A 22,301-nucleotide genomic window follows, 5' to 3' on the forward strand; every position below is an offset into this window, starting at 1 on the left:
CGATTCATCTGGAGCAAGGGGGCGCTCGGTTGCTCGTCGGGGGCACGGCGCTTTGCGTTGAAGTTTGGAGGGGGCGGCATGACCTTTCCCTCGTGAAAACCCAACGCGAAGACCTGCCTCATGTGGTCATCCTCGGTGGAGGGTTCGCCGGGCTCAGCGCCGCGCGGCAGCTCGTCAAGGCGCCTGTCCGCATCACGCTGGTGGACCGACACAACCACCACCTCTTCCAGCCGCTGCTGTACCAGGTGGCCACGGCGACGTTGAGTCCCAGTGAGATTGCCGCACCCCTGCGCGGGCTCCTGGGTCCCAAGGGCGTGGCGGTGGTGCTGGCGGACGTGACGGGTGTGGACACCGCGGGCAAGCGGGTGCTGCTGTCGGATGGCGAACTGAAGTACGACTACCTCGTCATCGCCACGGGGGCGACGCACTCGTATTTCGGCAATGACCATTGGGCGCCTTTCGCCCCTGGCCTCAAGTCCATCGAGGATGCGGTGGAGATTCGGCGTCGCGTCCTGCTGGCCTACGAGATGGCCGAGCGGGAGACGGACCCGAGCATCCGCCGGGCGCTGCTCAACTTCGTCATCATCGGTGCGGGGCCCACGGGCGTGGAGATGGCGGGCTCGCTGGCGGAGATAAGTCGGAGCTCCTTGACGGGAGACTTCAAGAACATCGACACGCGCGACGCGCGCATCATCCTCATCGAGGGGCTGGGCAAGGTCCTGCCCGTGTATCCCGACGACCTCGCCGCGCAGGCCCGCCGCACGCTGGAGAAGCTGGGCGTGGAGGTCCGCACGGGCGCCCGGGTGACGAACATCGACGAGTCAGGTGTCTACATCGGCACGGAACACATCGCGGCCCGCACGGTGCTCTGGGCCGCGGGTGTCGCCGCCTCGCCGGTGGCGCGTTCGTTGGGTGCTCCGCTGGACCGCGCGGGCCGGGTGAACGTGACGCCCGAGCTGACAGTGCCGGGGCATGAGGATGTCTTCGTCGTGGGAGACCTCGCCTCGCTCAAACAGGCGGATGGCACGCCTGTGCCAGGGCTCGCGCCCGCGGCGATGCAGGAAGGCAAGCACGCGGCCCACAACATCCTCCGTCGGCTCCGGGGCCAGCCGATGGTGCCGTTCAAGTACTGGGACAGAGGCTCCTACGCGGTGATTGGTCGCGGCCACGCGGTGGGAATCGCCTTCCGCCGCTTCAAGCAATCGGGCTTCCTCGCCTGGTCGGCCTGGCTCTTCATCCACCTGATGTTCCTCATCGGCTTCCGCAGCAAGCTGGCGGTGATGCTCGACTGGGCCTATTCGTATCTGACGTTCAACAAGTCGGCCCGCATCATCACCGGCCCCGCGCCTCGGTTGGATCAGCTCCGTCTCCCGAGCTCGACCACCCGCGGCGAGCAGATACTGCTGACGGACGCGGAGCCCTCGACACACGGCGCCGCATCCTCGCGGGGGCTGGCTCCTCCGTCCTCGCACTGAGCCTTCGCCGCGTCAGGGGCGCTCGGGTGGCCCCGTTCCGGAAGGAGTCACCGGCCAGCGGGAACCGGAACGGGAGGGCGGGGTGCCGCCGTGCGTGTTGGCGTGCAGCCACCCACGCCGGTCCAGTGCCCTGCAGTCAATGGCGAGTTGCATGTCCACGTCCTCGATGCGCCCGTGTCCTTCCAGGTCTGCCCGAGTCAGGGCCAGCTTGAGCAGCCGGTCATGCGCGCGTGCGGACAGGCCGTGGTGACGCACCGCCAGCTCGAGCATCCGTTCCGCTCGCGGGCTCAGGACGCAATGGCGTCGCAGCAGATGTGAGGGAAGCTGGGCGTTGCAGTGCACGCTGGGCTCGTCACGGTAGCGTTCCCGTTGGCGTTGCCGCGCGGTCTCCACGCGCTCCCGGTGGTGGAGGCTCGTGGTCTCCTTCGGCTCCGCGCGCGCCAGGTGGTGGTACTCCACCGGGCGCGTCTGCAGTGTGATGTCGACACGGTCCAGAAGAGGTCCGCTGACTCGCGCGTGGTAGTCGAACACCCGATGCTCGGGACATGTGCAGGTGTGGCCCGGCACGTTGAAGTAGCCGCACGGGCAGGGGTTCATCGCCGCCACCAGCATCACCTGACACGGATAGCTGATGTTCTGGTTCGCCCGTGCGAGGTGGATGACCCCTTCCTCCAGCGGTTGGCGCAGCACCTCCAGCACGTTTCGTCGGAACTCCGGCAACTCGTCCAGGAACAGCACGCCGTGGTGCGCCAGGGAGAGTTCGCCGGGGCGCGCCAGGGGGCCTCCGCCGACGAGGCCCGCATCGGAGAGGGTGTGGTGCGGCGCGCGGAAGGGCCGTGCTCGCACCAGTGAGTGTCCCGCGTTGAGCAGCCCCAACACCGAATAGACCTTCGTCACCTCGAGCGCCTCGGCGAAGGTCATCGCCGGAAGAATGCTGGGCAGGCGACGTGCGAGCATCGTCTTGCCGGAGCCTGGTGGTCCGCACATCAGCACGTTGTGCCCACCCGCGGCCGCCAGCTCCAGGGCGAGCTTGAGCTCGGGTTGTCCCCGCACGTCCGCCATGTCGGGCTCGGGCCGCCCTTGCGGCGCCGCGGCGGAGGGACCTTCGCGGCGGAAGGGCGTGATGACGTGGGTGCCCGCGAGGTGGTCCACCGCTTCGCGCAGGCTTGTCACCGGGAGCACCGTCAGTCCCTCGACGAGCGCGGCTTCGGCCGCATTGGCCGCGGGCACCATGACGCCCTCGAAGCCCCGGTCCCTCGCCGCCACCGCGAGTGGCAACACTCCCTTGATGGGCTTGAGCGAGCCGTCCAGCGACAGCTCTCCACCGAAGAGGTAGCGAGCCAGGGGCCCGTCCTCGAGCAGCTTCGCCGCCGCCAGCACGCCCAGGGCGATGGGCAGCTCGAACGCCACCCCGTCCTTGCGCAAGTCCGCGGGCGCCAGGTTCACGGTGATGCGCTTCTGCGGCAGCTCGAAGCCCGTGTTCTTCAGCGCGGACACGACGCGCACCTTCGACTCCCGCACCGCGCCCTCTGGCAGCCCCACCACGTTGAAGTAGGGAAGCCCGAGCGCCATGTCGACCTCGCACTCCACCACCACCGCGTCGATACCCATCAACGCCCCCGACCGCACCCTCGCCAGCATGTCCCCGCCCTCTCCCTCAGACGTCGCGACCTTCGCGGAGCAACCCGCGTACCGACGGCGTCCCGAGGCGACGGCCCTTCGAATCCAATCTCCCCAGGCGGATGCCCATCCCGAGGGCCCGCGCGTCACGATTCCAGATGCACTGGATTAGTGAAGGTGGGTCTAGCCAGGGCGGGTGCCTCTTGGGTACCTTGGCGGGTATCTGGGGAATGCATGGGGGAGATGACGCGCATGGGGTCGCAGGTCATTCATCGGCGCCGTCCGGTCCGTATCCGTCGGGCTGACATGAAGCGAGGCCAGCGGATGAAGGTGGCCTTCGCGATGTTCCGCTTCTGCCTCTACGGCATGGTGGGACTCAGCTCGGAGATCTTCTTCTACAACCTGGTGCGCATCTCCCGGGACGTGCCCATCCTCGGGACGCTGTTCCAGTTCCAGTGGCAGGTGGACGACCGGCTGGGACTCAACGCCATCTGGAACACACCCAACATCACGGCCTATGGCCAGTGCTCGCTGTGGATGTTCCTCATCTACGGCGTCGCGTGCTTCTGCTTCGTGGAGCCCGTCTACCGCTGGATGCTCTACCAGCACGCCAGCTTGCGAGCCGTCGTCTACGGCGTCGGCATCCTGCTCTTCGAGGCCTTCAGCGGGCTGATGCTGGAGCGGCTCACGGGCTACCGCATCTGGTACTACGCGGACGCGGGCGCCATCTTCTGGGAGATGACGTCGCTCTACATCCTGCCCATCTGGATGGTGACGGGGCTCATCGCCGAGTTCATCTACAGGGAGCTGATGGACCCGGACCTCATGGCGGCCTTGGAGTCCCCGCTGCCCGCGACGCCGGAGGAGACCGAGGCCTCCTTCCAGTTGATGCGATAGGTGCAGGCGTGGCCGTCGTAGCCGGACGGCTCCACCTTCACGTCCTGTGCGCCGGCCACCCGCAGTCCCGCGTGGATGATGCCGGCGGTGAAGTCCGGGTAGTCACCCACCTCGTTCATCCACAACTCGAACTGGGTGGGAGTGAGCTCCACCAGCTTCGACTCGGTGTAGTTGTTGCCCGCCCGGAAGTTCTGTGTGGCCCGCATGAGCGTCCGGCGAGGCCCCAGCACGCGCAGCAGCGACAGCACCGCGCGGCCCAGCATGGTCTCCCGGAAGCCCTCGATATAGGCCTCGCCGAGCTTCCATGTACCGGGGCCGATGGCTTCCTGGGGAAAGAGCTCTTCCGCGGCGATGCGCAGGAAGGCCATCCACGACGGGAAGGCGTAGGCGGGACGAAGCTTCTGGTCCACGTCGAGCCCCGCCTGGCGCAGGCGACTCTTGCACGCGGGCGTCAGCCGCCCGTGCAGCGCGCGCAGGAAGAGGGCTTCGATGGTCTGTTCAAAGACGAGAAGCTCGTCAGCCATGAGAAGTGAACTCTAGCCGACGAGCTTCTGATTGTGAACCGCGACTCCAACCCGGAGCGTAGGGCTCCGGGCGGAGGTTTTCAGGGAGTCGGCGTCGGAGCAGGCGTCGGAGTGCCGGTGTCCACCTGCGTACCCTGGATGATGGCGTTCGACGGCAGCTCGGTCGCCATGGCGAGGACCTTCGCGCCGGCGCCCTTCGCGCCATCCATGGCCACGATGAGGCGGCCGTAGTTGGTCGCATCGTCCGCCATGAAGAAGACGACCTTCTCGTCCGCTTTCTTCGCCGCGAGCATCCGCTTGAGCCGGTTGACGTAGTCGGCCGTGGGCACCTTCTCCGTGTTGATGGAGTAGCCGCCGTCCTTGTCCAGCAGGACCACCAGCTGCTGGTTATTCGGGTCTTCCGGCGGCGGCTGATCCTCCACCTCGGTGTCCGGCACGCGCACCAGGATGTCCTTCTCCAGGAGGGGCGTGACGACCATGAAGATGATGAGGAGCACCAACACCACGTCCACCAGCGGCGTGACGTTGATCTCCGAGTTGGGCGGCGTTTGCGGCTTCACCCACTGACGCTGCTTGTGGCCCGCCATTACTTCTTCTCCTCGACGCCGAGCGCGATCTGCTTGGCCTTGGCCTTGCGGGCCACGTCCAGCACCCTGCGCACGTCGCCCACGTTCACGGTGTTGTCGCCCTTGAGCAGGATCTTCTTGCCCGGGTCCTTCGCCAGCTCCTGCGTCAGTCGGTCCTGGAGCGCCTGCTCGTCCACCTGGTCATTCTCCAGGAACACCTTCTTGTCCGGAGTGATGGAGACGTAGAGAGGGTCTGAGTCCTTGCCCTTCTCCTTCTCGATTTCGGTGGCCTTCGGCAGCTCCACGGACTTGCCGCGCTGGAGCATGGGAGTGACGACCATGAAGATGATGAGGAGCACCAACACCACGTCCACCAGCGGCGTGACGTTGATCTCGCTCTTGATGCCCCCCTTGGGGCCAGCTGACATTCCCATGCGTTTAACCTGCTTCCAGGTGGTGGAAGCCCGCCGTCCCGGGTGGCGTCGCTGGCCCCCGGACTTCAGGGGCCGCGTTCACTTCGGGAGGCGGGCCTCGGGTCGTCCCCGGGCTCGCCGGTGACTGCTCAGGCCGCGTGCGAGGAGTGCGCGCCGCCGCCCATGTGGCGGGCGACCACGTCGAGGAACTCGTTGGAGGACTCAGAGATGTCCACCGAGCGAGCATCCACCCAGCCCTGCAGGAAGTTGTAGGCCATCACCGCGGGGATGGCGACCAACAGACCGAAGGCCGTGGTGATGAGCGCCTCGGCGATACCGGCCGAGATGGTGCCCAGACCGCCGGAGCCGGCCGCCGCCATGAGCTGGAAGGCGTTGACGATACCCATCGTCGTGCCGAGCAGACCCACGAACGGAGCCGTGGAGCCGACCGTGGCCAGCAGGCCCAGGCCGCGCTTCATGCTCTGAACCTCGCGCTGCGCCTGACGCTCGAGCGCCCGCGCCACCGACTCCACCGCGATGTCCTTGTTGTTGGGGCTGATGCGGTACGCGGTGAGGCCGGAGTTGATCACCCGACCCAGGTGACCCACGTCCTTGCCCAGGTTCGTGTTGGCCGCGGTGGTCAGGTCGCCCTTCGCCAGGATGGCACCCATCTTGGCGGCGAAGTTGCGGCTGTCGGACCGGGTCTTGCGGAAGACGATCATCCGCTCCGCCATCACGACCAGGGACGCCACCGACATGATGGCCAGGGTGAAGATGATCATACGGGCGAAGGTGCCCGTGTGGTGCCAAATATCGATGAGAGTGAATTGCATGGCTTGATTAAGCGCTCCTCCTCACGAGCGCGGGGTGGTCGGCGGTGCTTCTCTACGGCGCGCCCGGATCAGCGCGGAAGCTTCAGATTCAGGGTGAAGGTGTAATCCACCTGGACCGGACGGCCCTGGAACGTGACGGGCTTGTAGCGTGACGAGGTCAGGGCGTCCATGACGGCCTGTTCCATGTGGGGCAGGGGCTTGATGATTCGGCAGCGCTCCACTCGACCTTCCACGGTGATGACGCACTTGACGATCATCGTGCCCTGCACGCGGGACTCGAGCGCCTCGCGCGTGTACTCGGGCTGCGGGCCGGAGACCTTCTCCGGACGCGTCATGCCCGCACCGAACGGCAGCACTTCCGTCCCCGTCCCGCCCAGCTGCCCGCCGACCACGCCGCCAATCACGCCACCCACGACGCCGCCCACCACACCGCCGGCGACACCGCCCTCGACGCCACCCTCGACCTGCTCCTCGCTGGCCTCCTCGGGAGCCTCTTCCGGCTCTTCGGCCGGCTCGGCCTCCTTGGGGATCTCTTTCGGGATCTCCTTGGGCTGGACGATGGTGTCGGGCTTCTTGGGCTTCTTGGGCGTCGTCTTCGGCTTGGTGCTCGCCGCCGGGGGAGGAGGCGGCGGGGGAGGAGGAGGCGGGGCCATGGTGGCCTTCAGCGTCACCTCGATCTCCTTCTCCTCCTCGACCGGTTCCCTCGTCGACAGGAAGTAGGCCACGCCGAACAATGCGACGTGCAGGATCACGGAGATGGTGGTCCCCACGCCGAACCGCGCTCTGGGCGCCTGACCGCGGTCAAGGACTGAATCAAACATGTACTAGACTCCTCATCACCAGTGGACACCCACCACGCCCCGCCCGGCTGAAAGGGCGCGCTACCATACAGAAACGCGTTCCGGGTTCAAGCAAGCACGGTCAAGGGTAACTGACGTGATCGCGCAATTGCCCCACTGGTTACCAAAAAGCAACGGTCTATTGACAACTGCTTGACCTCGGATATTTTCCCCAGTCATTTTCGGTTGCAGCCCACCTTGGAGGGGTCTGGTATGCACTTGAACCGAGTGCTCCGGGAAACCGGAGTTGTCCTGGCCGCAGGTCTGCTTTATGGATCGGCGGCTTTCGCGCAGTCGAGCACGATGATCGGTACTGTCATCGACGCTCAAAGCCGGCAGCCTGTTCCTGACGTTGTTGTCACCGCGACCTCGCCCAACCTTCAGGGTGAGCAGACCGTGGTTACCGACGCTCAGGGCAACTACCGTATTCCCCAGCTGCCGCCTGGTGTTTACACCCTGCGGTTCGAGAAAGAGCAGTTCAAGCCGTACGCACGTTCTGACGTCCAGCTGCGTCTGAACCGCACCATCCGCGTCAACGTCGAGCTGCTCCCCGAGTCCCTCGGTGAAGTGGTGGAGATCGTCGGCGCGCCGCCGACCATCGACGTGGGCTCCACGACCACGGGCGTCAACGTGGATCAGGAGTTCATCAAGCGCATCGCCGTGGCCCGTCCGGGTGGCAAGGGAGGAGCGGCTCGCTCCTTCGAGTCCCTGGCCGAGCTGGCGCCTGGCGCCCAGAACGACCAGTACGGTGTGTCCATCAACGGCGCGACCTCGCCTGAGAACGGGTACGTGGTGGACGGTCTGTCCACGAACGACCCCGCCTACGGCGTGAACGCCAGCCCGATGAGCATCGAGTTCGTGCAGGACGTGAACATCATCACCGGCGGTTACCTGCCGGAGTTCGGTCGCTCCACGGGCGGTGTCATCAACGCGGTGACCCGGTCTGGTTCCAACGAGTTCCACGGTTCCGTGTTCGCGAACTGGACGCCGGGAACCTTCGAAGGCACCCGCAAGCAGGTCCAGGAAGAGGGCACTGTCATCAGTGGCCTCAACGAGCTGCAGAACCTGGGTGACTTCGGCGCGACCCTCGGTGGCCCGATCCTCAAGGACAAGCTGTGGTTCTTCGCCGGTTTCGCGCCGTCGTTCACGCGCTACCAGCACACCCGCACGCTGAACGCCATCCGGCTGAACGCGGACGGTACCTCGGTGGCCAACGACGAGGGCTTCACCGTCGTCGACCCCATCGCGGGCTCTGACCGTCAGTACTACGCCGACACCCGGACCGTGCAGTACATGGGCAAGTTGACGTACCTCATCAACCAGGACCACAACGTCTCGATCGCCCTCAACGGCACCCCGACGACGACCGGTGGCATGGGCAAGCTGAGCATCAACCCGCAGTCCGGTGGTCTGCCGGGCGCGCTGTCCTCCCGCCCGGGCGACTTCGCCTTCACGGAGACCAACGCGAACGCCACGTCGCTGGCCCTGAAGTACGCGGGCGCGTTCATGGACAAGAAGGTCCTGGTCGACGCGAACCTCGGCTGGTTCCACCAGACGGCGTCCACCCTCCCGGCGGACGGCAGCAAGATCGGCTCGTCGCAGGGCCTCGCGGGCTACTCCCGCATGCTCTACAACTTCGAGCGCCGGCTGACCGTGTTCGAGAACCTGCCCGCGGGTCAGGAGGCGGCATGCGATCCGCTCATCCTGAACGAGGGCACGCCGCAGGAAGAGGTCCACGAGCGTTGCCCCGTGACGGGCTACACGCTGGGTGGTCCTGGCTTGATGTCCGACGCGAAGCTTGATCGCTACCAGATCAACGCGAAGGCCACGTACCTGCTGAACGCGCTCGGCACCCACGTGCTGAAGGCCGGTGTCGACACCGAGTTCCTGTCGTACGACCAGCTCAAGGCGTACGGCGGCGGCGTGTACTTCCAGGAGAATCGCCCGTACGCGGGTGCGACCCTCAACGGGCAGCCCTACACGGAGACCATCGCGGTTCATGACTACCGCCGCTATGGCTACCAGGCGTCCCCTGACAGCCCCATCACCCAGCTGACCCAGCAGTCGAAGACCACCAGCACCACGGTCGGTGGCTTCCTGCAGGACTCCTGGTCCATCGCCAACCGCGTCACGCTGAACCTCGGCGTGCGCTACGACGTGCAGGCGATGTACGGCGGTGATGGCGATCTGGCCCTCATCCTCGGCAACCAGTGGTCGCCCCGTATCGGCGCCATCGTCGACCCGTTCGCCAACGGCCGCACGAAGTTCTTCGTGAACTTCGCCCGGTACTACGAGCAGGTTCCGCTGAACATGCTCGACCGCGCGTTCCCGGGTGAGCGTCGTTACGAGGCCCGCCGCGCCATGGTGGAGCCGGGTGAGTCGGGTGGTTGCGACCCGTCCAGCCGCGAGAGCCAGGAGACGGAGTGCCGGGATCCCAACTACGTCCTCGGTCAGCCGGAGAGCAGCCGTAACCCGAACCGCCTCTTCACGGGCGGCAAGGTGGAGAACGAGCCGATCGATCCGGACATCAACCCCCAGTCGTCCGACGAAATCGTCGTCGGCGGCGAGTACGAGCTCATCGCGAACACCCGCGTGGGCGCCAGCTACACCCACCGCGACATGAACATGGTCATCGAGGACATGAGCCGCGATGACGGTCGCTCGTACTTCCTCGGCAACCCGGGCAGCGGCTTCGCCAAGGAGTTCCCGAAGCCGGAGCGTAACTACGACAACGTCACCGTCTACCTGAACCGCACGTTCTCGGACGGCTGGCTGGCCCAGGCGAACTACACCTGGTCCCGTCTGTACGGTAACTACCCGGGTCTGTTCCGTCCGGAGACCGCTCAGCTCGACCCGAACATCCTGTCGGACTTCGACCTCATCAGCCTCCTGGCGAACCGCACGGGTCTGCTCCCGTTCGACCGTACCCACCAGATCAAGGTGTTCGGCGCCAAGGAGTTCAACTTCACCAACGAGCTCTCCGCGAGCATCGGTCTGTCCTACCGCGGCAACTCCGGCACGCCGATCAACTACTTCGGTGCGCACGCTCTCTACGGTTCGGACGAGTCCTTCGTCCTCCCCCGTGGCGCGGGTGGCCGTACGCCCTGGCTGAACGTCATTGACTCCAACATTGGCGTCAACTACCGCGTCAGCAAGGACAGCGTGATCTCCGTGACCCTCGACGTCTTCAACCTCTTCAACTTCCAGGGCGTCAGCACGGTGGACCAGACGTACACCCTGCTCAGCGTCGCCCCGATCCCGAACGGCAAGCCCAGCGACCTGCCGGGCAACGTGACGTGGCAGGAAGGCGAGGAGCGCACGGAGCCGTTCGGTAGCGTGGACGGAGACGTCAACCCCAACTTCAAGAACCCGACCAGCTACCAGCCGCCGCGGCAGATGCGCCTTGGCGTCCGGTACACGTTCTAGTCTCTGGCCACTCACGGAACCGGGATTTCAAGTCACATGACCAAGAACATTTTCAATGCTGCGATGGTCCTTGTTGGCACGGCGAGCGTGCTGACGGGCTGCAACTTCGACCAGCCAGAGGCGCCCTGCTTCGTGCAGGACAACGCCAACTGGGTGGTCAAGTACGATGCGGTGGATTCCCCCACCCTCGTCAACGGTGGTGGTGCTTGCACCATCGTTGCTCCCCCTGGAGAGTTGCTCGGCGTCTTCAAGTTCAATGACCCGGACAACCTGAACAACTCGCTGCTCACGATTCGTCCCAACGGCCTGGCGAGCATCGCGAGCCGGGATCCTGGGGCCCCCTCGGAGCAGACGGCGCTGGGTGCGCTCGCTACGGAGCCTGATGACAAGGACTTCTGCGCGGCCCCCTCGCTGTCGGCGGCCACCGTCAATGCCGCGGCGACCAGCACCGCTGCGGCGACGACGATCCGCTACGAGTACACCAACGTGGATGTCTACGCGGCTCCGTTCGCGCCCGGCACCCAGCTGAAGGGTGAGCTGAAGTACACGAAGGATGGTTGCGCCTCGAACTACACCATGCGTGCCCTGTGGCCCGCGATTGCGTGCAGTCCGTCGGATGCGACTTCTTGCGGTCCGGACTCGGGTCTGAACCCCGATTTCGCCGCGGAGTGCCTCACGATTCGATTCAACGCGGACGGGACGCCGGCGGCGTCGTACTGCGTTCCTTCGAAGCAGGTTCCGTCCTTCAGGTAGTCGTTCAACGCTGAACAGCGCCACCTGACAGGTGGCGCCTCGCGGCCCCGCCAGCCCTCCTCAAGGAGTGGACTGACGGGGCCGCGGTGTTTGATGGGCTGTACCTGTCTGTCAGGGTTGTTTCTGTCTGGAGGAACATGGAGGGCCGTTACTCACTCATCCACCACGTCCGCTCGCTGTTGGACGACGAAGAAGGCACCCTCTACAAGGAGGCTCCCTTCCGTGTGGCCCTCTGCTACCCGAGCCCCTACCACGTGGGGATGAGCTCGCTGGGCTTCCAGGCCATCTACCGGGAGGTTCACGAGCACCCGGGTGCCACCGCCGAGCGCGCCTTCCTTCCGGATGACGTGGAGGCGTTCAAGCGCACCCGGACGCCGTTGTTCACCTGGGAGTCCCAGGCTCCCGTCTCCAGCTTCGCGATGCTGGCGTTCTCCGTGGCGTATGAGCTGGAGCTGACGGGGTTCTTCACGATGCTGGAGTTGGCGGGGCTGCCCGTGCTGGCGGAGGAGCGCCGGGATGGGCGCCATCCCCTGGTCGTGGCGGGAGGGCCCCTGACGTTCTCCAACCCGGATCCGCTGGAGCCCTTCGTGGACGTGCTCGTCCAGGGCGAGGCGGAAGACCTCATGCACGTGCTGGTGGAGGCGGCGGCCACGATGGAGCGCGAGGCCCTGCTGGACCACCTGGCACGCATCCCTGGCTTTCGTGTGCCGGGGCGCGGAGGCCAGCGCTACCACGTGGCTCGGGCCACGGATTCGAGGCTGCCTGCTCGCACGCAGATCATCACCCCGCATACCGAGCTGCGCTCGATGTTCCTCATCGAGCCGGAGCGGGGGTGCTCGCGCGGCTGCCACTACTGCGTCATGCGCCGCACGACGAACGGGGGCATGCGCACGGTGCCTCCAGAGCGGGTGCTGTCGCTGATCCCCGCGCACGCCCGGAGGGTGGGCCTGGTGGGCGCGGCGGTGACGGATCATCCGCGCATCGTCGAACTGCTGCGCACGCTCGTGGACGCGGGGAAGGAAGTCGGGGTGTCGTCACTCCGGGCGGATCGGCTGACGCAGGAGCTGGTGGATCAGCTCCGCCGGGGTGGGGCGACCAACCTGACGGTGGCGGCGGACGGGGCCTCGCAGCGCATGCGGGACATGGTGGACCGCAAGCACTCGGAGGAACAGATTGTCCGTGCGGCGGGGTACGCCCGCACGGCGGGCATGAAGCAGCTCAAGGTCTACAACGTCGTGGGGCTTCCCTTCGAAGGGGACGAGGACATCGACGAGCTGATCCGCTTCACCGCGGAGCTGTCCCGCATCCTTCCCGTGGCGTTGGGGGTGGCACCCTTCGTGGCCAAGCGGAACACGCCGCTGGACGGGGCACCCTTCGCGGGCATCAAGGAGGTCGAGAACCGGTTGGAGAGGCTGCGCAAGGGCCTGCGTGGGCGCGCCGAGGTGCGTCCCACGTCCGCCCGGTGGGCGTGGGTGGAGTACATGCTGGCCCAATGTGGCCCGGAGGGTGGCCTGGCCGCGATGGACGCCTGGCGTGCCGGGGGGAGCTTCGCGGCCTGGAAGAAGGCCTTCGAGGCCCGGGGCTGTGAGCCCTATCTGGCGCGTCGGGTGGAGGACGGGCGGCGCAACCCCGTCCATTGGCCCACCGTCCCGAAGATGGCGCCCCCCGCGTCCGCCGCGTGACGGGGATGTGCAAGTGCCGCTGCACTGCGGGCTCCGCTTCCGCTAGAAGTCCGCATGCGCCGATGGCCGGCGCCCAGGGGCAGCGGAGAACCAGGTGAGCGCGCAGCGTGTGGACAAGGCGTGGCAGCAGAAGGGCCTGAAGGAGTACTCGACGGAGGCCCTGGTCGGAACGCTCGGTCACTACGGTATTTCCGTGGCCGAGGCGGACTTCCGAAAGCTCTCGGAGACGACCTTCCCGCTGGGCATCGCCCAACAGTGGAAGGCCCAGTGGAAGGGCACGGGCCCCTTCAAGGACTTCGTGGTGGCGGCGCCGGTGGAGCTGTGGCGCCGCTGGCTGCCGGACCGCGTGGCGCCGTACGAGCTGACGGATACGCTCGCCTCGCTCATGAAGTCGCTGCTCCAGTTGCTCAATGGCGCGGCGGACGCTCCGGTGGCTCCGGCCTTCGAGAAGATGAACGGCCTGCGCACGCGCCTGCCCGTGGATGACAAGGGCGGGCCCCAGGAGCGCTTCATGCAGGAGGCGCTGGCGCCGTTCTCGGAGAAGGACGCGGAGCTGTTCGACAGCCTCGCGGAGACGCTCGCCCGTTCGGGGCACGGGGCTCACGCGGAGTCGTTCGCGGACCTGGAGGAGTTCTTCCTGCCGGACCGCAAGGGCATCTCCCGCGCCATGGTGCGCGCGGCGCGCGGCGAGCAGGACGCGGCCGTGTCGGACCTGGTGAAGCTGACCGAGGACACGGCGCGTACGCCCATCGCCCGGATTCTGGCCGTGGACGGCCTCATCCACCTGAAGGCGAATGGTCCCGCCGCATCGGCCGGCCGCATGCTGCTGGAGTGGGCCGAGTCGACCAAGGACCTGCACCTGGCGCTGGACCTCGTTCCCCGTCTGGAGCACGTCTACAAGGCGCAGAACGACCGCGTCTCCCTGCTGGACCTGGTGCGCACGGCCGACCGCCTCAATGCGGAGCACGACCGCATCCACCCCGGCCACACCCGTCACCGTCACGGGCGCTGAAGCCAGCACCTGGCGGCGCGCGGGCGAGTGCTCGCGCGTCGCATCCAGAAGGGCAGGGCGCGCCACCGGCGCTTCCAGAGGCGCCCGTGAACGCGAAGACGGTGAGGCGCATGCGATGAGGAGTCGCTCGCGGCGCACCTCACCGCGAGGCGCCTCCGGCGAACGTGGTGGGCTCGCGAGGCGCATGCGACGAGGAATTGCTCGCGTCATACTGCCCCGAGAAGTCCCTCATGAGAACGGGTGAGCTCGCGACGAAGTCGGCGAGGGATGCCCTCGTGACCGTCGATGTGCCCTGGAGAGGCCCTACTCGGCGGTGTTCGAGCCTGTGCTCCGCGCCTGACGCGCCGGTTGTTTGCGCCGTGCCTTCTTCTTGGGAGAGGTCGCGGCCTCCGCGGCCCGCGCGGTCGCTTGCTCGGCGGAGGCCTCGCCGCCGCCCTCCGTCAGCGCCGTCGTCGGAGGTGAATCCGGCGAGGCGACTTCGACTTCCAGCGCGGCGACTTCCTGGGTCGCCAGGGGCGTCGAGCGCTTCAACGGAATCTTGAGCACCCGGGGCACGCCTTCCACGACGTCTCGCGTGGGCACCACCGCGCCCACCGTCGTGTAGCGGATGGCGCCAGTCTGGGTGAAGGCGTGCTTGAGCGTGTACTCCTTCGCGCGTGGCAGGAACCAGTCACGCACTGCCTTGAGGGGCATCACGTGCAGCTCTCCCTGCGAGAGGAAGACGTACACGAGGAGGTCCGCGCCGCTGTAGAGGAAGCAGCCCGGCGTGTCCTTCTCCAGGTTGGAGACCAGCTCGAAGAAGTAGCGGCGTCGGGTGGCGTTGCGGTCGCCCTTCACCTCGATGCCGCGCACCTCTCCCGTCGGCAGCTCCCAGAGGAGGTCCACGCCACGGTGCTGGAAGCGGGGGTCTGACTGCACGTCATGCACGCGCGAGCCCGGCTCCGTCTCCAGCAACCACGTCCGAGCGTGTTGCACGGCGCGGTCCGCCGCGCCCTGCACGCCCCTCATGCTGAAGCTGCGCGCCATGTCCTAGCGGCGCAGCTCAACGCCCGTCGCGACGAGCTGAACCTCGCGCGGCTTGCCGTCCGCGCCACGCGGGACGATGGCGCCTTCCGCCTCGTAGTGCGACGCGTGGCCCTCGCTCAGCTCCGCCACCTTCACCACGCCCTCCACGCGCGCCTGCGAGCCCGCCGAGTCCAGCGGGACGAAGAAGCCGTAGTCCTTGAACGTCACGCGCACGCCCGGCCCCTTGGCCTGGGGGTCCGTCGCCAGCTCCATCCAGCAGCCCTTCTTCTCGCAGGCCTTGCGCACCGTGCCCTCGAGCCGCACCGTCTTCCCATCATGGGGCTGGGGCTTCGCCAGCAGGTCCGCGAGCTTCACGGGAGATGCGCCCTTGAGCGCCTCGCCCCGGGTGAGCTTCCAGTTCTCCTGCGCGGCGGCAGGCGCCGTGGCGGCGGTCGCCTCGGGCTTCGGCGCTGCCTTGGCGGCCTCGGCGGGGTGGTGACAGTCGGCCGCCGCGGCCTTGTCCTTGGCGGGCGTCTTGTCGCCAGCGAACGCAATCAGGGGAACAGCGACCAGCAGCATCAGGGACGTGCGGAGCGAGTTCATGACTCGCTCGCTTAGCCAAAACTCGTTGCCCCGGCAAGGCGGCGCCCGTACTAGAGTGGGACTCCCGCACACCTCTGGGCGAGGCGCGCATGAAGGTCTTCCTCCCTCCTCGCAATCGACGCCTCGGCACCGTGGACTACCTGGGGTTCATCGGCCTCGTGGGGCTGCTCGTGGCCCGGTACATCCCCGTGGCGAAGCTCATCCCCTTCTGGGGCTGCGTGCTGCGCGAGCGGACAGGCTGGCCCTGCCTCGGCTGTGGGCTGACGCGCGCGGCCGACCGCTTCGCCCACTTCAACTTCGAGGGGGCCTGGGAGGCCAACCCCCTGGGGACGGTGGCCGCCTTCCTGTTCGCCCTGGCGGTCGTGGTGACGGTGCTGCACCTCGTCTTCGCCGTCCCCATCCCCGAAATCCGACTCTCGCCCCGGGAGTGGAAGGTGTTCCAGATGGTGATGCCCGCCATCCTCCTGGTGAATTACGCCTACGTGGTGGTGAAGACGCGCTTCCCCCACCTGCTGCTATAGCGTGGGGTCGTGACTTTCGCGCTCGTCCTGCTGGGCTACTTCGCCGGCTCCATTCCCTTCGGTGTCCTGCTGACGCGATGGCTGCGTGGCGTGGACGTGCGCCAGAGCGGCAGCGGCAACATCGGCGCCACCAACGTCACCCGCGTCGCGGGCAAGAAGCTGGGCGCGGTGGTGCTCGTGCTGGACGCGGTGAAGGGCGCGCTGCCCGTCGCGCTCGCGCTGCAGCTCGTGCCGGACCTTCCCACGGTGCACGTGCTGGTGGGCCTGGCCGCGGTGCTGGGCCACGTCTATCCGGTGTGGCTCAAGCTGCACGGCGGCAAGGGCGTGGCCACCGCGCTGGGCGTGCTGCTGGTGCTCGCTCCGCTGGCCGCGCTGGCCGCGGGCGCCGCGTACATCACCTTCTTCGCGGTGTGGCGGGTCAGCTCCCTGGGCTCGCTCGCGGCCGGAGCCACGGCGGTGGGCACGTCGGCCTTCACCGCCCGGGCTCCGGAGTACACCGGCCTCTCAGCTGTCCTCTTCGCCCTCATGCTTTGGACGCACCGGAGCAACATTGGCCGGCTGCTTCGGCGCACGGAGCGGCGCTTCTGAGTTTTCGTCCAGGTGGCTGCTGCCCGCGGCCCGGTAGCCGAGCAACGTGCATTCGATGGGGCCGTTCCACATCTCCCGGCGCGCGGACGGGCGCGAATGGAACGCGCTCTCGAAGGCCGGGTTGCCGGAGAGCACCCAGACGCGCCAGCCGGGCACGCGCAGGGACTCGCCCAGCTTGTAATAGAAGCTCTTCATGCCCTTCTGTCCGCCGGAGCCCGTCAGCCGGTCTCCATAGGGCGGATTGGTGAGCAGCAGGCCACTGGCGGCGGGCAGGTGCGGCAGATCCGTCGCGTCGGCTTCGGCGAGGATGATTTCCTCCGACAGCCGTGCGGCCTGCACGTTGCGCTGGGCGGCCTCCAGGGCCTCCGGGTCCTTGTCGAAGCCCCAGATGGGGACCTCCACCTTGCGCTCGTTGCGGCGGGCATCCGCGCGCAGGTCCACGAGCAGCTCCTTCGCGCGCGGGCCGATGACGGGCCAGCGCTCCACCGCGAAGTCGCGGTTGAGTCCGGGCGCTCGGCGACGGGCCATCATCCCGCCTTCAATCAGCAGCGTGCCGGAGCCGCACATCGGGTCCACCAGCGCCTCTTCGCCCGTGTAGTGCGCGGCGCGCAGCACGGCGGCGGCCAGCGTCTCCTTGAGCGGCGCGACGGTGGGCCGCACGCGGTAGCCCCGGCGATTCAACGCATCGCCGCACAGGTCCAACGACAGCGACAGCGTCTCGCGCGACAGGTGCGCCACCACGCTCACGTCCGGGTTCTTCGTGTTCACGTCCGGCCGGGTGCCGACCTTGGTGCGCATCCGGTCGACGATGGCGTCCTTCACCTTGAGCGCCACGAAGCCCGAGTGACTGTGCTCGCTGTCCTTCAGCGTGGCATCCACCGCGAACGTCGTGGTGGGCGTCAGGTGCTCCTCCCAGGGGACGCTCGCGGCGGCTTCGTACAGTCCCTCCGCGCCGTGGGCCTCGAAGGTGCCCAGCGGGTAGAGGATGCGCATGGCGATGCGGGACCAGAGGCAGACCCTGAGGGCCTCGTCCAGCGAGGCCATGAAGCGGACTCCACCGCGGTCCTGTCGGATGCGGCGCGCGCCAAGCTCCTTGAGCTCGTCCGCGAGAAGGTCTTCGGTGCCGCGAGCCGTGGTGGCGAAAAGGGCGATGCGTTCAGCCATAAGACACCGCCCTTAGACGACCTGGGACTGCTTGGGAACCCACAAGACGCCTCAGGTGCCCACCACCTCGTAGATGGCGAACGTCGCCCCGTCCTGCTCGGCGCTGGCCTCCTTGGCGCGCCGGAAGTCCTCCGACTGGAAATAGCTCCGCATCGCCTCCTTGTCCCGCCAGCGCGTCACCAGCAGGAGCTCCGGCGAGCGCTCGAAGGACCGCAGCACCTCCAGCCCCAGGAACCCGTCATGGGTGTCCACCCGCCGCGCGCGCTCCTGGAAGCGGGCAATCAGGCGCTCGGCCTCCTCAGGGGCGGGGCGGAAGCGGGAGATGGCGACAATCATGGGCGCTCACCTGGGATGTCGTGAGGTGGGGGAAACGAAGAGGGGGCGCCCGGACCGCTCCGGACACCCCCACGATGAACAATCGGGGCCGCTTTCCTGGCGGCCCTACATGGCCCCGGCGCCGGGCATGTCGCCCACACCCCGGATGAGTACCTCGCGGGGCTTGGCGCCATCCGCCGCGCCCACCACGCCGTCGCGCTCCATGCGCTCAATCATGCGAGCCGCGCGGTTGTAGCCGATGCGCATCTTGCGCTGGAGCATGGAGATGGAGACGGCCCGCATCTCGCTGACCGTCGCGAGCGCCTGGTCGTACAGCTCGTCGGACAGCTCGTCCTCTTCGCCACCAGACTCCACGTCCTCGTCGCGCGGCTTGAGGATGGACTCGTCGAAGACGGGCTTGCCCTGGGCCTTGAGGTGGTCCACCGCCTTCTTGATTTCGTTCTCCGACACGTAGGCGCCGTGCACGCGCTGCAGGTGCGCGCTCGTGGGCGGCATGATGAGCATGTCGCCCATGCCCAGCAGGGCCTCCGCGCCCACCGTGCCCAGAATCGTCATCGAGTCCGGCTTGGAGCGCAGCATGAAGCTGATGCGCGTGGGGAAGTTCGCCTTGATGACGCCGGTGACGACGTCCGTGGACGGACGCTGCGTGGCGACCATCAGGTGGATGCCGGACGCACGCGCCATCTGCGCCAGGCGCGCCACGTAGGTCTCCACCTCGCGGCTGGCCACCATCATCAAATCCGCCAGCTCGTCGATGATGACCACGATGTACGGCAGCTTCTTGAGCTCCTTCTTCTCCGGCTTGTCGCCTGCCGAGACGAAGGGCACGTCCGACTCGTCGTCGGCCTCGGCTTCCACCTCGGGCACTTCGTCCGGCGCGTCGGACCCCTGCGCCTCGTGCAGCTCGTCGTCGTCCCGAGGCACGGCCACGCCCAGTCCGTCCCCGCTCGAGGCGGGCTTGTCGCCGCCCTCCACGTCGAGCACGAGCATCTTCTTGGGCTTCGACTTCTTCTTCGGGGCGGCCTCGGGAGTGCCCGACGCGCCCTTCACCTCGGTGGCGGAGCTCTCCACCAGCTTGTTGTAGCCGGCGATGTTGCGCACGCCCGCCTCGGAAAGCAGCTGGTAGCGGCGCTCCATCTCCTCCACGGCCCAGCGCAGCGCGAGCGCCGCCTTCTTCGGGTCCGTCACGACGGGCAATAGCAGATGCGGGATGCCCTCGTAGATGGAGAGCTCCAGCATCTTCGGGTCCACCATGATGAAGCGGACCTCCTCCGGTGTGGACTTGAGGAGGATGCTCATGATCATGGAGTTGACGGCCACCGACTTGCCGGAGCCGGTGGTGCCGGCGATGAGCAGGTGGGGCGCCTTGGCCAGGTCGAAGACATACGGCATGCCCTCGATGTCCTTGCCCACGCACATGGTCAGCTTGCTGGCGCTCTTGATGAAGGCGTCCTGCTCGGCGATCTCCTTGAGGTAGACGGTCTCCCGGTCCTTGTTGGGAACCTCGATGCCCACCACGCCCTTGCCGGGGATGGGCGCGACGATGCGCACGCGCATCGCCTCCATGGCCATGGCCAGGTCGTCCGCGAGCGCTGCAATCTTGCTCACCTTGATGCCCGGTCCCGGCAGGAACTCGTACATGGTGACGACGGGGCCGGGACGAATCTCCACCACCTCGCCGACGATGCCGAAGTCGGCCAGCTTCGCGCGCAGCTTCTCCGCCGTGGAGAGGAAGGCGTCCTTGTCCAGCTCGGAGCGCTCCTGCTTGTCGCACTCCAGGACGTCCAGCGGCGGCAGCGAGAAGCTCTTGCGGTCACCCACGAACTCGAACTGGTCCTGGGCCTTCTTCCCGGTGGGCGCGGCCAGCGCCTTGGGCGCCACGATGAGCGGCATGCGCGCCGCCGCCGGGGTGGCGGGCGCGGGAGCCGGGGCAGGGGCCTGCGCGACGGGCTGAGGCGCCGGCGCGGCGATGATGGGGGCCGCGGGCGCGGGCTCGTGGCTCTCCGGCAGCGCGGCGACGGGCGGCGTGCCCGGACCGGTGACGATGTTCGGAGTCTTCCGGCGGCTCCTCGGGGGCTCGACACCCTCGGGGACAATCGGGGTGGAGTGGGGCGCAGGCGCGAGGAACGACGCGGCCCAGGCCGGGTCCGCTCCGGGCGCGGGACGCTTCTCGGCGCGCAGCGCGAGCCTGTTGTCGGCGGGCAGGGCCGGCGAGGACGTGGGCGGCAGCGAGTCCGTCTCGGCGGGGAGCGGCAGTGCCTTGCGCTTCTCCCCCTTCTCGCGACCGTCCTTGAGAGCCAGCTTCGCGGCGAGGGCCTGCTCCTTCTCGTTCTGCCGGGCCAGGCGCACGGCCTCCTCGGCCATGGCCTCCGCCTCGGCGGCTTCGGCCTCTTCGGCGGCGCGCTCGGCCTCGGCCAGCTCTTCCTCATCCGCTTCGATTTGCGCGAGGAACGCGGCCTCCTCCAGCTTCTCCTCCGCGGCGCGCTCCTGACGGACCTTGTAGGACGCCTTCTGGGCCTCCCAGAAGACGTTCGCGGACTCGGCGACGCGGCGGCCCAGCACGCTCAGGCCGGCCCACACCAGCGAGCACAGCTTGAAGAACGTGTACTGCGTCCCGACGATGAGGGCGGCGGCGCTGATGGCCGTCACCAGGATGACGGTGCCGACCGTGGAGAACAGTCCCTCCATCACCCCACCCAGGCCTGCGCCCAGCGCGCCACCCGGCGGGTGCGCCCAGCCCTTGTCCCCGGCGAACATGAGCTGCGCCAGGACGGAGATGCTCACGGTCAGCAGCACGAGGCTGATGATTTGAGGACCCCGCTTGCGCTCGCGGCTGCCCACGAAGAGCACCATGGCCGTGTAGAGCCCACCTACGGGGGCCAGGTAGGCGCACACGCCCAGCATCCCTCGCAGCGTCTCCGCGATGAGGTGGCCCATGGGGCCCACCGCGTTGCGGAAGCCCGGTCCGACCCTGTCATGGGCGTCGAACGTGGCGACCGCCAACAGGGACAAGAGCGACGCCGCGAGCAGGAACACGCCGGTGATGGCACGCCCCGCGCTGCCGTCGCCTCCCTCGGCGCCCGCCTTCCGTCGCTTGTCCGCGAGCGCCTTGCGACGCGTCGCGATCTCCTGACGGGAGAGTACCGCCTTTTCCGCCCGACCCTTCTTCGCCGTCATGACCTTCTTCCCTCTGCGCGTCTCAGCCGCGTAGCGGGCTGTAGCAATGCCCGTCGCGAGTGTAGGGAGGGAGGGGGTCTGGTCAATTTTCCGGCAGTCGCTCCAGCCCGGGCGGAAGGTGCCGGACACGGGGCCTACATTTCGGCTGCACCCTCCACCAGAGGGGGTATGGTGCCGCCACGATTTCTTGGAGGAGCATCGCCATGGCAGACACCGACAAGCCGTCCTCGAGCGAGGAAGAGTACTTCGCCCGGGAGGACATCGAAAAGAAGCGCAAGCTGGCGCTCCAGCAGGCCGCGGAGACGGCGGAGAAGCAGCGCGAGGACCTCAAGAAGCTCCACTGGATGAAGTGCCCCAAGTGCGGCATGGACCTCCAGACGCTCAAGCAGGGCAACATCGAACTGGAGACGTGCTTCAACTGCGGCGGCGTCTTCCTGGACTCCGGTGAGCTGGAGCAGTTGATGGCGCACCACGGCCACGAGGGCAGTGGCAAGGTGATGGGCGCCATCCTGAACCTCTTCAAGCGCAAGTAGTCACTCGCGGTCGGAGGCTCCACGCATGGCCCTCACGCTCGAGCAGGTGCGACATGTGGCCACGCTTGCGCGGCTGGCGCTGACTCCCGAGGAGGAGCAGCGCCTGTCCACGCAGCTGTCGGCGGTGCTGGACGCGGTGACGCAGTTGCAGTCGTTGGATGTGGAGAACGTGGAGCCCACGTCGCACGCCACGCTGACGGCCTCGCTCCTGCGGGAGGACGTGACGCGGCCTTCGCTGCCTCCCGAGAAGTCGCTGGCCAACGCCCCGGCGAAGTCGGGCACGTCCTTCGCGGTGCCCAAAATCATCGAGTAGTCCGGAGGGGAGCCCCACGTC

Annotated in this window: 21 protein-coding genes; 10 read left to right on the plus strand and 11 right to left on the minus strand. The window is 67.6% G+C overall.

Annotated elements, in window-relative coordinates:
- Positions 1 to 92 precede the first annotated feature (92 nt).
- Positions 93 to 1,475 carry an NAD(P)/FAD-dependent oxidoreductase gene (locus HUA78_RS26325; protein WP_174454810.1) on the plus strand — a complete coding sequence of 461 codons (1,383 nt, stop codon included), beginning with the start codon at positions 93 to 95 and terminating at the stop codon, positions 1,473 to 1,475.
- Positions 1,476 to 1,487: 12 nt separating this feature from the next.
- Here HUA78_RS26325 and HUA78_RS26330 read toward each other — a convergent pair whose 3' ends face one another.
- A complete protein-coding gene (locus HUA78_RS26330) occupies positions 1,488 to 3,116 on the minus strand; it encodes a YifB family Mg chelatase-like AAA ATPase (protein ID WP_174462897.1) in 1,629 nt (542 codons plus the stop codon).
- A gap of 285 nt (positions 3,117 to 3,401) precedes the next feature.
- Here HUA78_RS26330 and HUA78_RS26335 point away from each other — a divergent pair, with 285 nt between their 5' ends.
- Positions 3,402 to 3,992: a hypothetical protein gene (locus HUA78_RS26335; protein ID WP_246137702.1), complete on the plus strand. Its 591-nt coding sequence runs from the start codon at positions 3,402 to 3,404 to the stop codon at positions 3,990 to 3,992.
- Here the strand turns inward: HUA78_RS26335 and HUA78_RS26340 are convergent.
- The 5 genes from HUA78_RS26340 to HUA78_RS26360 form a co-directional block, all read right to left on the minus strand.
- Positions 3,893 to 4,516 (minus strand): DUF2378 family protein, encoded by a 624-nt coding sequence (locus tag HUA78_RS26340; protein WP_141647759.1) that lies wholly within the window; start codon positions 4,514 to 4,516, stop codon positions 3,893 to 3,895. The genes HUA78_RS26335 and HUA78_RS26340 overlap by 100 nt on opposite strands.
- Positions 4,517 to 4,596: 80 nt before the next feature.
- Positions 4,597 to 5,103, minus strand: a complete 507-nt coding sequence (locus HUA78_RS26345; protein ID WP_174477399.1) for a biopolymer transporter ExbD — start codon at positions 5,101 to 5,103, stop codon at positions 4,597 to 4,599.
- Positions 5,103 to 5,516: a biopolymer transporter ExbD gene (locus HUA78_RS26350; protein ID WP_141647757.1), complete on the minus strand. Its 414-nt coding sequence runs from the start codon at positions 5,514 to 5,516 to the stop codon at positions 5,103 to 5,105. Before HUA78_RS26350 ends, HUA78_RS26345 begins: the two co-directional genes overlap by 1 nt.
- 128 nt (positions 5,517 to 5,644) lie before the next feature.
- Entirely contained in the window at positions 5,645 to 6,328 is a 684-nt protein-coding gene (locus tag HUA78_RS26355) for a MotA/TolQ/ExbB proton channel family protein (RefSeq protein WP_141647756.1), read from the minus strand.
- A gap of 68 nt (positions 6,329 to 6,396) precedes the next feature.
- Positions 6,397 to 7,149, minus strand: a complete 753-nt coding sequence (locus HUA78_RS26360) for an energy transducer TonB (RefSeq protein ID WP_174462896.1) — start codon at positions 7,147 to 7,149, stop codon at positions 6,397 to 6,399.
- Positions 7,150 to 7,380: 231 nt separating this feature from the next.
- On the opposite strand from HUA78_RS26360, the gene HUA78_RS26365 reads away from it, so the two are divergent.
- The 4 genes from HUA78_RS26365 to HUA78_RS26380 all read left to right on the plus strand — a co-directional run bounded on the left by HUA78_RS26365 (position 7,381) and on the right by HUA78_RS26380 (position 14,040).
- A complete protein-coding gene (locus HUA78_RS26365) occupies positions 7,381 to 10,593 on the plus strand; it encodes a TonB-dependent receptor (RefSeq protein ID WP_174477400.1) in 3,213 nt (1,070 codons plus the stop codon).
- Between the two features lie 36 nt (positions 10,594 to 10,629).
- The gene (locus HUA78_RS26370) at positions 10,630 to 11,346 is read left to right on the plus strand and encodes a hypothetical protein (RefSeq protein WP_174454814.1); all 717 of its coding nucleotides are present in this window, start codon (positions 10,630 to 10,632) and stop codon (positions 11,344 to 11,346) included.
- Positions 11,347 to 11,483: 137 nt separating this feature from the next.
- Positions 11,484 to 13,028, plus strand: coding sequence for a radical SAM protein (locus tag HUA78_RS26375; protein ID WP_174454815.1), 1,545 nt, complete (start codon positions 11,484 to 11,486; stop codon positions 13,026 to 13,028).
- 94 nt (positions 13,029 to 13,122) lie between these two features.
- Positions 13,123 to 14,040, plus strand: coding sequence for a hypothetical protein (locus HUA78_RS26380; protein ID WP_174454816.1), 918 nt, complete (start codon positions 13,123 to 13,125; stop codon positions 14,038 to 14,040).
- Between the two features lie 303 nt (positions 14,041 to 14,343).
- On the opposite strand, the gene HUA78_RS26385 is transcribed toward HUA78_RS26380, so the two are convergent.
- Both HUA78_RS26385 and HUA78_RS26390 read right to left on the minus strand, forming a co-directional pair.
- On the minus strand, positions 14,344 to 15,066 hold the full coding sequence (locus tag HUA78_RS26385; protein ID WP_254623907.1) for a hypothetical protein: 723 nt from the start codon (positions 15,064 to 15,066) through the stop codon (positions 14,344 to 14,346).
- 3 nt (positions 15,067 to 15,069) lie between these two features.
- Positions 15,070 to 15,648, minus strand: coding sequence for a DUF4920 domain-containing protein (locus HUA78_RS26390; RefSeq protein WP_174454817.1), 579 nt, complete (start codon positions 15,646 to 15,648; stop codon positions 15,070 to 15,072).
- Between the two features lie 89 nt (positions 15,649 to 15,737).
- On the opposite strand from HUA78_RS26390, the gene HUA78_RS26395 reads away from it, so the two are divergent.
- A complete protein-coding gene (locus tag HUA78_RS26395) occupies positions 15,738 to 16,169 on the plus strand; it encodes a DUF2752 domain-containing protein (RefSeq protein ID WP_174477401.1) in 432 nt (143 codons plus the stop codon).
- 9 nt (positions 16,170 to 16,178) lie between these two features.
- Positions 16,179 to 16,757, plus strand: coding sequence for a glycerol-3-phosphate 1-O-acyltransferase PlsY (gene plsY / locus HUA78_RS26400; RefSeq protein ID WP_141646517.1), 579 nt, complete (start codon positions 16,179 to 16,181; stop codon positions 16,755 to 16,757).
- On the opposite strand, the gene HUA78_RS26405 is transcribed toward plsY, so the two are convergent.
- From HUA78_RS26405 to HUA78_RS26415, 3 genes are all read right to left on the minus strand, one after another.
- Positions 16,674 to 17,921 carry a class I SAM-dependent RNA methyltransferase gene (locus HUA78_RS26405; RefSeq protein ID WP_174454818.1) on the minus strand — a complete coding sequence of 416 codons (1,248 nt, stop codon included), beginning with the start codon at positions 17,919 to 17,921 and terminating at the stop codon, positions 16,674 to 16,676. The genes plsY and HUA78_RS26405 overlap by 84 nt on opposite strands.
- A gap of 51 nt (positions 17,922 to 17,972) precedes the next feature.
- The gene (locus HUA78_RS26410) at positions 17,973 to 18,257 is read right to left on the minus strand and encodes an antibiotic biosynthesis monooxygenase (RefSeq protein WP_141646515.1); all 285 of its coding nucleotides are present in this window, start codon (positions 18,255 to 18,257) and stop codon (positions 17,973 to 17,975) included.
- Between the two features lie 105 nt (positions 18,258 to 18,362).
- The gene (locus HUA78_RS26415; protein WP_174462892.1) at positions 18,363 to 21,434 is read right to left on the minus strand and encodes a DNA translocase FtsK 4TM domain-containing protein; all 3,072 of its coding nucleotides are present in this window, start codon (positions 21,432 to 21,434) and stop codon (positions 18,363 to 18,365) included.
- Positions 21,435 to 21,637: 203 nt separating this feature from the next.
- Between HUA78_RS26415 and HUA78_RS26420 the strand changes: the two genes are divergently transcribed.
- A complete protein-coding gene (locus HUA78_RS26420) occupies positions 21,638 to 21,967 on the plus strand; it encodes a zf-TFIIB domain-containing protein (RefSeq protein ID WP_141646513.1) in 330 nt (109 codons plus the stop codon).
- 25 nt (positions 21,968 to 21,992) lie between these two features.
- The gene (gatC, locus tag HUA78_RS26425) at positions 21,993 to 22,280 is read left to right on the plus strand and encodes an Asp-tRNA(Asn)/Glu-tRNA(Gln) amidotransferase subunit GatC (RefSeq protein WP_141646512.1); all 288 of its coding nucleotides are present in this window, start codon (positions 21,993 to 21,995) and stop codon (positions 22,278 to 22,280) included.
- Positions 22,281 to 22,301 lie beyond the last annotated feature (21 nt).

The sequence above is a fragment of the Myxococcus sp. CA033 genome (assembly GCF_013336625.1).
Lineage (GTDB): Bacteria > Myxococcota > Myxococcia > Myxococcales > Myxococcaceae > Myxococcus > Myxococcus llanfairpwllgwyngyllgogerychwyrndrobwllllantysiliogogogochensis.

Excerpts from the sequence above, each read along its gene's own strand:
- HUA78_RS26330 (WP_174462897.1), bottom strand. The coding sequence starts at position 3,116 with ATGCTGGCGAGGGTGCGGTCGGGGGCGTTGATGGGTATCGACGCGGTG.
- HUA78_RS26335 (WP_246137702.1), top strand. The coding sequence starts at position 3,402 with ATGAAGCGAGGCCAGCGGATGAAGGTGGCCTTCGCGATGTTCCGCTTC.
- HUA78_RS26340 (WP_141647759.1), bottom strand. The coding sequence starts at position 4,516 with ATGGCTGACGAGCTTCTCGTCTTTGAACAGACCATCGAAGCCCTCTTC.
- HUA78_RS26345 (WP_174477399.1), bottom strand. The coding sequence starts at position 5,103 with ATGGCGGGCCACAAGCAGCGTCAGTGGGTGAAGCCGCAAACGCCGCCC.
- HUA78_RS26350 (WP_141647757.1), bottom strand. The coding sequence starts at position 5,516 with ATGGGAATGTCAGCTGGCCCCAAGGGGGGCATCAAGAGCGAGATCAAC.
- HUA78_RS26355 (WP_141647756.1), bottom strand. The coding sequence starts at position 6,328 with ATGCAATTCACTCTCATCGATATTTGGCACCACACGGGCACCTTCGCC.
- HUA78_RS26360 (WP_174462896.1), bottom strand. The coding sequence starts at position 7,149 with ATGTTTGATTCAGTCCTTGACCGCGGTCAGGCGCCCAGAGCGCGGTTC.
- HUA78_RS26365 (WP_174477400.1), top strand. The coding sequence starts at position 7,381 with ATGCACTTGAACCGAGTGCTCCGGGAAACCGGAGTTGTCCTGGCCGCA.
- HUA78_RS26370 (WP_174454814.1), top strand. The coding sequence starts at position 10,630 with ATGACCAAGAACATTTTCAATGCTGCGATGGTCCTTGTTGGCACGGCG.
- HUA78_RS26375 (WP_174454815.1), top strand. The coding sequence starts at position 11,484 with ATGGAGGGCCGTTACTCACTCATCCACCACGTCCGCTCGCTGTTGGAC.
- HUA78_RS26385 (WP_254623907.1), bottom strand. The coding sequence starts at position 15,066 with ATGGCGCGCAGCTTCAGCATGAGGGGCGTGCAGGGCGCGGCGGACCGC.
- HUA78_RS26390 (WP_174454817.1), bottom strand. The coding sequence starts at position 15,648 with ATGAACTCGCTCCGCACGTCCCTGATGCTGCTGGTCGCTGTTCCCCTG.
- HUA78_RS26395 (WP_174477401.1), top strand. The coding sequence starts at position 15,738 with ATGAAGGTCTTCCTCCCTCCTCGCAATCGACGCCTCGGCACCGTGGAC.
- HUA78_RS26405 (WP_174454818.1), bottom strand. The coding sequence starts at position 17,921 with ATGGCTGAACGCATCGCCCTTTTCGCCACCACGGCTCGCGGCACCGAA.
- HUA78_RS26410 (WP_141646515.1), bottom strand. The coding sequence starts at position 18,257 with ATGATTGTCGCCATCTCCCGCTTCCGCCCCGCCCCTGAGGAGGCCGAG.
- HUA78_RS26415 (WP_174462892.1), bottom strand. The coding sequence starts at position 21,434 with ATGACGGCGAAGAAGGGTCGGGCGGAAAAGGCGGTACTCTCCCGTCAG.
- HUA78_RS26420 (WP_141646513.1), top strand. The coding sequence starts at position 21,638 with ATGGCAGACACCGACAAGCCGTCCTCGAGCGAGGAAGAGTACTTCGCC.
- gatC (WP_141646512.1), top strand. The coding sequence starts at position 21,993 with ATGGCCCTCACGCTCGAGCAGGTGCGACATGTGGCCACGCTTGCGCGG.